This is a genomic window from Rubrivivax benzoatilyticus JA2 = ATCC BAA-35, assembly GCF_000190375.1.
GTDB classification, from domain to species: domain Bacteria; phylum Pseudomonadota; class Gammaproteobacteria; order Burkholderiales; family Burkholderiaceae_C; genus Rubrivivax; species Rubrivivax benzoatilyticus.
The window spans coordinates 26,262-35,911 of record NZ_AEWG01000128.1 but is presented as its reverse complement, the minus strand read 5'-3'; the positions used below and the strand labels follow the sequence as shown (position 1 = coordinate 35,911).

Annotated in this window: 5 protein-coding genes; all 5 read left to right on the top strand. The window is 72.5% G+C overall.

The window, feature by feature from the left end; translation table 11 throughout:
• Window positions 1–2,892 (top strand): SDR family NAD(P)-dependent oxidoreductase (locus RBXJA2T_RS14540; RefSeq protein WP_009858162.1); only part of this gene is annotated, 2,892 nt, incomplete at its 5' end.
• A 67-nt stretch (window positions 2,893–2,959) separates the two neighbouring features.
• Complete coding sequence (locus tag RBXJA2T_RS19560; protein ID WP_050801778.1) at window positions 2,960–5,968, top strand: type I polyketide synthase; 3,009 nt, start codon at window positions 2,960–2,962, stop codon at window positions 5,966–5,968.
• Window positions 5,929–7,746, top strand: coding sequence for a 4'-phosphopantetheinyl transferase superfamily protein (locus tag RBXJA2T_RS20780; RefSeq protein WP_050801777.1), 1,818 nt, complete (start codon window positions 5,929–5,931; stop codon window positions 7,744–7,746). Before RBXJA2T_RS19560 ends, RBXJA2T_RS20780 begins: the two co-directional genes overlap by 40 nt.
• 15 nt (window positions 7,747–7,761) lie before the next feature.
• The gene (locus RBXJA2T_RS14530) at window positions 7,762–8,055 is read left to right on the top strand and encodes an acyl carrier protein (protein ID WP_230247893.1); all 294 of its coding nucleotides are present in this window, start codon (window positions 7,762–7,764) and stop codon (window positions 8,053–8,055) included.
• Complete coding sequence (locus tag RBXJA2T_RS14525; protein ID WP_009858160.1) at window positions 8,052–9,647, top strand: alkaline phosphatase family protein; 1,596 nt, start codon at window positions 8,052–8,054, stop codon at window positions 9,645–9,647. The genes RBXJA2T_RS14530 and RBXJA2T_RS14525 overlap by 4 nt, the downstream gene beginning before the upstream one ends.
• Window positions 9,648–9,650 lie beyond the last annotated feature (3 nt).

Below are 9,650 nucleotides of genomic sequence, written 5' to 3'. Positions count from 1 at the left end.
CGCCGCCCGGCGCCGGTGCAGCCGGCGCCGGTCGCGGCCGCGCCGGTGGCTGCGGCGTCCCCGGCCGCCGCGCTGTCGCGCGACAAGCTCGCCGAGATGCTGCTCACGATCGTCGAGGAGAAGACCGGCTACCCGAAGGACATGGTCGGCCTGGACCAGAACCTCGAGTCCGATCTCGGCATCGACAGCATCAAGCGCATCGAGGTCGTCGGCGCGATGCTGCAGGCGCTGCCCGAAGGCTGGCGCGCTGCGCTGGTCGACAGCCGCAGCAAGCTGAACACGCAGCCGACCCTCAACGGCATGCTCGACCTGATCGGCTCGGCCAAGGAAGGGGCGGCCGTCCCTTTTGAGCGTGCCGAGGCGGGCACCCCGGTGGCCGGCGCCGTCGTCGCCGACCATGCCCCGTCTCGGCATCTGATCGAACCGACACCCGAAGCCCTGCCCGAGACGGCCGCGCGCCGTCTCGCCGCCGGGCGCTACCTGATCGTGCCCGACCGCGGCACGCTCGCCGACGGCCTGGCCACGCGGCTGGTCGAACGTGGTGCCACGGTCGAGCGCCTGGATCCGGCGCTGCTGGGCGACGAGGCGGCGCTGGTCGCCTGGTGCAGCACGCACCGCGTCGCGCCGATCGCCGGCCTGGTGTTCCTGAGCCCGGTCGACGCGCCGTTGCCCGGCGCCGACGCCGGCCCCGACGACTGGCGCGCGGCGCTGGCCGCCGGCGACCAGGCGCTGTTCGTGCTGCTGCGCGAACTGGGCGCGGCCTTCATTCCCGAGGCCCACGTGCTGGCCGCCAGCGCGCTGGGCGGCCTGTTCGGCCGCGGCCGGGCACCCGAGGCGCTGCCGCTGTCCGGAGGTGCGACTGGCCTCTTGAAGTCGCTGCGCGAGGAGCGGCCCGGCTTGCGCGTCAAGGCCGTCGACCTCGACCCGACGCAGACCGCGCTGGCCCATGCCCAGGCGCTGTTCGACGAGCTGGCGCTCGACGGCGGCCGCCAGGAAGTCGGTTACCCCGGCGGCCAGCGCACCGTGTTCCGCAGCGTCGTCGCCGAGCTGGCGCCCGACGCACCGCGTGTCGCGCTGGCTGGCGTCGTCGTGCTCGCCACCGGCGGTGCACGCGGCATCACCGCCGAGGTGCTGCGCGAGCTGGCGCGGCCCGGCAACACGCTGCTGCTGACCGGCCGCAGCACGCTGCCCGAGGCCGAACCCGCCGAACTGGCGGCGCTGGCCGACGCCGCGGCGCTGCGCACCCACTTCATCGCCGAGGTGCGCCGCGGCGCGCTGGCGATGAAGCCGGGCGAGATCAACCGCCATGTGCAGGCCTTGCTGGGCCTGCGCGAGATGCGCGCCAACATCGCCGACTTCCGCGCTAGCGGCGCGGCCGTCGAATACCACGCGGTCGACGTCACCGACGAGGGCTCGATGCGGGCGCTGCTCGACGGCGTCTACGCCCGCCACGGCCGCCTGGACGGCGTCGTGCACGGCGCCGGCGTCATCGAGGACAAGCTGATCGCCGACAAGAGCACGGCGAGCTGGCGCCGCGTCGTCGACACCAAGGTCATCGGCCTGCTGCTGCTGCAGAAGTGGCTGCGCCCGGAGAGCCTGAAGTTCCTCACCGTCTTCAGCTCGGTCGCCGGGCGTTACGGCAACAGCGGGCAGGGTGACTACGCCACCGCCAACGAGCTGATGAACCGCATCGGCGAGCACCTGCGCGGGCGCTGGGACGGCCGTGTCGCCGTCAGCGCGCTGTGCTGGGGCCCGTGGGGGCCGACCAAGTTCGGCGCCGGCATGGTGACCGCCGAGACCGAAGCCAAGTTCGCCGCCAAGGGCGTGACGCTGGTCAGCGCGGCGGTGGGGCGCAAGCTCTTCGCCGACGAGATCTCGCGCCCGGCCGGCGGCCCGGTCGAGGTGGTCTGCGGCGCCGGCCCCTGGGAGCGCCACGAAGCCGAGATCGGCGCCTGGCGCGAACGGGCGCCCGAGCCCGAAGGCCCCGAGCTCGGCGCGCTGCTGGGCGCTGCGCGTGTGCTCGACGCCGGCCGCGGCGAGCAGGTCGTCGCGCTGCGCCTGGACGTGGCGCGCCACCTCTACCTGCAGGAACACGTCATCGACGCGACGCCGGTGCTGCCGGCGGCCGCCGCGCTGGAGATCACCGCCGAGGCCGCGGCCACGCTGTGGCCGGGCTGGAAGGTCGTCGAGGTGCGCGAGTTCCGGCTGATGAAGGGCGTGGAGCTGAAGGAGCCGGCGCGTGCGCTGCGTGTGCTGGTCAGCCCGCCGCCCTACGGCAGCAGCGAAGGCTTCGAGGTCGTCGCGGCGCTGCAGAGCGAGCTGGCCCCCGGCCGCTTCATCACCCACTACAAGGGCGTGGTGCGGCTGGAGCAGCAGCTGCCGGCCGGTGAACGTGTCGTGCCGCGCCCGCACCGTGAGAAGAGCCTGACGGTCGAACGCGCTTACGGCGAGTGGCTGTTCCACGGCCCGCGCTTCCAGGTCATCGAACGTTTCGACGGCCTGTCGCAGCAGGGCGCCGGCACGGCGGTGCGTTCCACGCACCCGTCGAGCTGGCTGCGCGGCATGCCGGCCTACGCGCCGGGCTGGGTCTTCGACCCGGCGCTGCTGGACGCCGCGGCGCAGATGGCCTGGCTGTGGGCTCGCGCCTTCCGTGACGAATCGGCGCTGCCGGCGAAGTTCGGCCGCGTCGTGCGCTACGCCGAACGTTTCCCGGCGCGGCTGCACATGGAGTACGAACGCATCCCGACCGACGACCCGACGCTGATCCGCGCCAACGTGGTGTTCAGCGACGAACGGGGCGAGCCGGTGATGCTGATCGAGGAACTGGAGAGCATCGCCAGCGCCGCGCTGAACCGCCTGGGCGGCAGCGCGCGCACGGCGATCGACGCATGAGCCCGCAGGACTTGTCCGGGGCTCATTCCCGCTTGGCGGGAACGGCCGACAGGCCGAAGGGTGTCAAATGAGCCGAAACCCGCCCAACACCGCGCCCGAGCCGATCGCGCTGATCGGCATGGCCTGCATCTTCCCGGACGCGCCGGACCTGCAGGCCTTCTGGAACAACATCCTCGACGGCGTCGACGCGGTCGGCGACCCGGTCGAGAACTGGGACGCCGAGCGCTACCTGGCCGACGGCCGCATCAAGACGCCGCGCGGCGGCTGGCTGAAGGACCTGTACCGCTTCGACCCGCGCGAGTTCGGGATCATGCCGAACTCGATGGACGGCGGCGAACCCGACCAGTACCTCGCGCTGCGCGTGGCGCGCGACGCGCTGGCCGACGCCGGCTACCTCGGCCAGGACGCCGAGCACCGCGACACCGGCATCATCCTCGGCCACAGCACCTATCTGCACCGCGGCCAGGTCACCGTCATCCAGCACAACATCGTGCTCGACCAGACGATGGAACTGCTGAAGGCCGCGCTGCCCGGGCTGGACGCCGCAGCCGAGGCCGAACTGCGCCGCGCGCTGCTGGCCAAGCTGCCGCCGCACTGCGCCGACACCGCGCCGGGCCTGGTGCCCAACGTGATGACCGGGCGCATCGCCAACCGGCTCAACCTGAAGGGCCCGAACTACCTCGTCGACGCGGCCTGCTCGTCGTCGCTGCTGGCGGTGAGCGCCGCGGTCGACGAACTGCGCGCCGGCCGCAGCCGCATGATGATCGCCGGCGGCGTCAACGCCTCGCTGCCCGCCGACGTCTCGACGATCTTCACCCAGCTCGGCGCCTTGAGCGCGCGCGGCCGCGTGCGCCCCTTCGAGGCCGGCAGCGACGGCACGCTGCTCGGCGAAGGCCTGGGCATGGTGGTGCTCAAGCGCCTGTCCGACGCGCTGGCCGACGGCGACCGCATCTACGCCGTGCTGCGCGGCATCGGCCAGGCCAGCGACGGCCGCGGCACCGGGCTCCTGGCGCCCAGCGTCGACGGCGAGACGCTGTCGATCCGCCGGGCCTACGAACACAGCGGCGTCGACCCGGCGACCGTCGGCCTGATCGAGGCCCACGGCACCGGCATCCCGCTGGGCGACAAGACCGAGATCAACGCGCTCGCCAACGTCTTCGGCCCGCGCCGCGGCGCCGGCGGCAGCATCGCGATCGGTTCGGTCAAGTCGATGATCAGCCACTGCATCCCGGCCGCCGGCGTCGCCGGGCTGATCAAGACCGCGCTGGCGCTGCACCACCGCGTGCTGCCGCCGACGCTGTGCGAGCAGGTCAACCCCGAGCTCGGCCTCGAACGCACGCCGCTGTTCGTCAACACCGAGCCCATGCCCTGGATCGCGCCGCTGGGCCAGCCGCGCCGCGCCGGCGTCGACAGCTTCGGCTTCGGCGGCATCAACACCCACGCCATCGTCGAGCAGGCGCCGGCGTCCGCCGCGCGCCCGCCGCTGCTGGCGCGCTGGCCGTTCGAGCTCTGCGTGCTGTCGGCGCCCGACGCCGCGGCGCTGGCCACGGCCGTCGAGACGCTGGCCGCCGCGCTGGAGCGTGAACCGCGCTGGACGCTGGCCGAGATCGCCGCCGCGCTGGCCGCCGCCGACCGCGGCGGCGAGGCCCGCCTGGCGATCGTCGCCAAGAGCCGCGAGGCGCTGGCCAAAGGCCTGGCGCAGGCGCTGCCCAAGCTGCGCAGCGCCGGCGACAAGGCTTTCGCGACACGCGCCGGCGTCTTCTATTCGCCGCGCCCGCTCGACGGCAAGCTGGCCTTCCTGTTCCCCGGTGAAGGCTCGCAGTACCTGGGCATGTTCGCCGACCTGGCGCAGTGCTTCGACGAGGTGCGCGACTGGCTGGACTTCTGGCGCGGCCTGTACGACGACGCGCCGGGCGACACCCGCACCGACATCGTCTACCCGCCGGCCACCGAGCTGACGCCCGAGCGCCGCAAGCAGCTCGAGGCGCGGCTGCACGACATGGACGTCGGCAGCGAGGCGGTGATGATCGGCGGCCAGGCGATGTACTCGCTGCTGCGTGCGCTGGGCGTCGAGCCCGACGTGATGCTGGGCCACAGCTCGGGCGAGTCGTCGGCGCTGGCCGCCAGCGGCGCGCTGCCCACCGAGGACCGCGCCCGCCTGGCCGACTTCATCCGCGACCTGAACGCCGTCTACGCCCAGGTGCTGGCCGAAGGCAGGATCCCGACCGGCGCGCTGCTGGCCGTCGGCGCGCTGCCCTCGGCGATGGTGCACGAGACGGTCGCCGCCACCGGGCTGGCGATCGACGTCGCGATGGACAACTGCGCCAACCAGCTCGTGCTCTACGGCACGCGCGAGGCGATCGACACCGTGCAGGCGCGGCTCACCGCGATCGGCGCGATCTGCATGCCGCTGCCGTTCGACCGCGGTTATCACACGCCGTCCTTCGGCGCGATGAGCGCGGCCTTCGCCGAGCACTACAAGGCGATCAAGCTGGGCGCGCCGCAGGTGCCGCTGTACTCCTGCGCGTCGGCCGGGCTGTTCCCGGCGTCGCCGGCCGCGGTGCGCAAGCTGGCCGGGGCGCAGTGGTCGCAGACCGTGCGCTTCCGCGAGACGGTGCAGGCCATGGTCGCCGACGGCGTGCGCGCCTTCGTCGAGGTCGGCCCCTCGGGCAACCTGACGGCTTTCGTCGACGACATCCTGGCCGACCAGCCGCACCTGGCGCTGGCCTCCAACCAGCGCCGCAAGCACGGCCTGGAGCAGTTGCTGGCGACGCTGGCCCAGCTCTGGGTGCACGGACGGCCGATGTCGCTGCAGGCGCTGTATGCGCGCCGCCGCGTCGCCGTCGTCGACCTGACCGCGCCGGCGCCGGTGCCGCGCGAACGGCCGATGCTCGACAACACGATGCCGGTGCTGCGCCTGAGCGACGCCGACCGCGCGCTGCTGCAGCGCATCGGTGCCGCCGGGGCGCCGGTCGTCGAGGTGCCGGTCGCGGTGCCCGCCGAACCGGTGGCCGCGGCGGCCCCGAACCCGAAGCCGTGGCCGACGACGGCGACGCCGCCGCGCGCGCCGCGGTGATGGCCGACTACTTCGCGACGATGCGCGCCTTCCTGGCGCAGCAGCAGTCGCTGCTCGAAGCCTGGCAGCCCGGAGCCGGCGAGCCGGCGCCGCAAGCCGAGGATCCACTGGCCTGGGCGCCTTTCCTCGACGAACTGGTCGAGGCTTCGCCCGAACGCCTGGTCGCGCGCTGCCACCTCGCGGTGCACCGCGACGCCTTCCTGCGCGACCACGTGCTGTCCGGCCGCGGTTCGGACACCGATCCCGAGCTCGTCGGCCTGGCCTGCGTGCCGCTGATGGCCAGCCTGGAGATCCTGGCCGAGGCCGCCGCGGCGCTGGCCGGCACCGCCGACTTCGCCAGCATCGAGCAGGTGCGCGCCTTCGACTGGATTGCGCTCGACGACGAGGCGCTGACGCTGGACGTCGTCGCCGAGCCGGTGGCCGGCGAAACCGGGCTCTGGCGCGCGACGCTGTCGCAGGCCGGCGCGCCGGCGGTGACGGCGCTGTTCCGCGAGACCGGCACCGCACGCCTGGCACCGCTGCCGGCGCTGGCCGCGCCGCGGGCCGCACGCTGGGACGGCCAGGCGATCTACGACGTCGGCATGTTCCACGGGCCGATCTTCCAGAGCCTGGCGCACGTGCGCGGCTGGGACGAGAGCGGCATCGACTGCGAACTGAGCGACTGCAGTCTGGCCGGCTTCTTCGACGGCGGGACCACGCCGTCCATGGTGCTGAGCCCGGTGCTGATGGACGCGATGGGCCAGCTCGCCGCCTGCTGGGTGGCCGAGCACGTCGGCACCGACTTCAACTGCTTCCCGTCGACGATCGAGCGCATCGAGCTGCTGGCGCCGCAGCCGGCGGCCGAGGCCGGCCTCGTGCTGCGCGGCCGCCAGCAGGCGCTGGACCCGGCGCAGGCCGGCGACATCGCCGCCGCGCGGCGCTGGCAGTTCGAAGCCTGCAGCGCCGACGGCCGGCCGCTGCTGCGGGTCGACGGCCTGGTCAACGTCTTCTTCCCCGTGCCGCACCGTTTCTACCAGCTGCGCCGCGACCCGCTGGGCGGCTGGCTCGGCGAGCCGCTGGCGCCGGTGGGCGGGGCGCGGCTGTGGCAGCTGGAAAGCCTGCCCGAGGCCTTCTGCGCCCAGTCGAACGCGATCTTTCTCCGAATGCTGGCGCACGCCACGCTGGCCTGGGAGGAACGCGAAGCCTGGCGCGCGCTGCCCGACAACCTGCGCCATCGGCGCCAGTGGCTGCACGGCCGGCTGGCGCTGAAGGAGCTGGTGCGCCACTGGCTGCACGAACGCACCGGCCAGCTCGTCTATCCGTCGGACGTCGTCGTCGGCCACGACGAACGCGGAGCGCCCTTCGTCGACGGCTGGTGGACGCAGAGCCTGGCGCCGGCGCCCGCGGTGTCGCTGACGCACGGTGCGCGCTGGAATGTCGCAGCGCTGCGCGACGATGGTGCGCCGGTGGGCGTCGATGCCGAGGAGATCGGCCGCGTGCAGCGCCCGGACCTGCTCGAAGCCGCGTTCACGCCGGCCGAACGCGCCTGGCTGGCGGCGCAGCCGGCGGCCACGCGCGACGACGCTCTGCTGCGCGTCTGGTGCGCCAAGGAGGCGGCGGCGAAACTGCTCGGGACGGGCCTGCAGGGCGCGCCCGAGGCGTTTGCCGTGACATTCGAATCGGGGGGCGCGAGCCGCGCGCGGGTGCAGGCCGGTGATAGCATGGTCCCGGTTTTGCTTGTGCGCGTTGGGAATTCGGTGGTGGCACTCGCCGAATATCACGAAAGAGTTTCCGGGTAGAACATGAGCAGTCTCTTGAAGGCGACCGCCGAGGCGACCGTGATCGCCGTCATCGAGGATCTGATCCAAGACTGGGGGCTCGAGCTCGACGGGGGCGTCGGCCCCTCGACGCAGCTTGTGGCGAATCTCGAGTTCGCCTCCGTCGACATCATCCAGCTCTGCGTCGCGCTCGAAGAGGCCTATTCCCGGAAACTCGGTTTCCAGAATCTCCTGATGCGTGATGGCAGTTATGTCGGCGATTTGTCGGTGAGCCAGATCGCGGCTTTCATCGAAACCCGTGTGGCTGCTGCCGGGGGAACCGCGACGTGACCGTCAAGACGCTTTTCATCGGCATGGACGGGGCGACCTTCACCGTCCTCGACTCGCTCACCTCGGCGGCCGACGGCGCGCCGGTGATGCCCTTCCTCGGCAGCCTGTTCAAACGCGGCACACGCGCCAAGCTGCGCTCCACGCCGAACCCGCTGACACCGCCGGCCTGGGTGTCGCTGATGACCGGGCGCAGCCCCGGCCACCACGGCGTCTTCGACTTCATCCGTGCCGAGGAGCGCGGGGAGGACGTGTTCTTCACGCTCTACGACTCGCGCGACTGCCGCGTCGAGACGATCTGGGCCATCGCCAGCCGCCAGGGCAAGAAGGTCGCGGCGCTGAACTTCCCGTTCACCGCGCCGCCGCCGAAGGACCTCAACGGTTTCATGGTCCCGGGTTTCGTGCCCTGGCGCCACCTGCGCCGCAACACGACGCCGGCCGACCTGTACGACCGCCTGAAGGCGATCCCCGAGTTCAGCGCGCAGGAGCTGGCCTGGGACTTCGAGCAGGAAAAGCAGGCGATGGAAAGCCTGTCGGACCACGACCGCGAGAACTGGGTGCGCTACCACCTGCCGCGCGAGAAGCAGTGGTTCCGCATCGCCGAATACCTGATGCGCGAGGAAGCGCCGGACCTGATGGCGGTGATGTTCGACGGCGTCGACAAGCTGCAGCACCAGGCCTGGCAGTACCTCGACCCGGCGCTGCAGAGCCCGGAGGACGGCGAGTACCACCTGCGCATGCGCTCGCTGTGCCTGGACTACTTCCGCCAGCTCGACAGCTTCATCGAGGCGCTGGTCACCGCCGCCGGCCCCGAGGTGCAGGTCTTCATGGCCTCGGACCACGGCTTCACCGCGACGACCGAGGTCGTGCGCATCAACACCTACCTCGGCGAGAAGGGCTGGCTGGCGTGGAAGCCGGTGCCCGACACCGAGGAGGGCCGTCGGCGCGAGGACAGCATGTTCGCCTACCTCGACTGGAGCCGGACGGTGGCCTACTGCCGCACGCCGTCGAGCAACGGCATCAACATCCGCGTCGCCCGCGAGCCCGGCCAGCCGGGCATCCCGCTGGCCGAGTACGAAACGACGCGCGAGCGCCTGATCCGCGACCTCGAGGACTTCCGCGACCCGGAGACCGGCGAGCGCATCGTCGCCGAGATCCACAAGCGCGAAGACGTCTTCCCCGGCTCGGCGATGGGCGACGCGCCCGACCTGCAGCTCGTGTTGCGCGACTTCGGCTTCGTGTCGATCAAGAACAAGCTGCCGGTCGTCGAGAAGCGGCCCGAGCCCGCCGGCACCCACCACCCGGACGGCGTCTTCATCGCCTGCGGCCCCGGCATCGCCGAGGGCAAGCAGATCGGCCGGCGCCGCATCATGGACGTCGGCGCCACGCTGCTCTACAGCCTGGGGCTGCCGGTGCCCAGCGACTTCGAGGGTCAGGTGCCCGAATCGATGTTCACCGCCGAGCACAAGGCGGCGCAGCCGGTGGTCATCGGCGCGCCGACCACCGGCGCCCGTCGCGCCGACGGCGATGCGATGGCCGACGACGAGAAGGCGCAGATCATGGCCCAGCTGCAACTGCTGGGCTACATGGAGTAGACG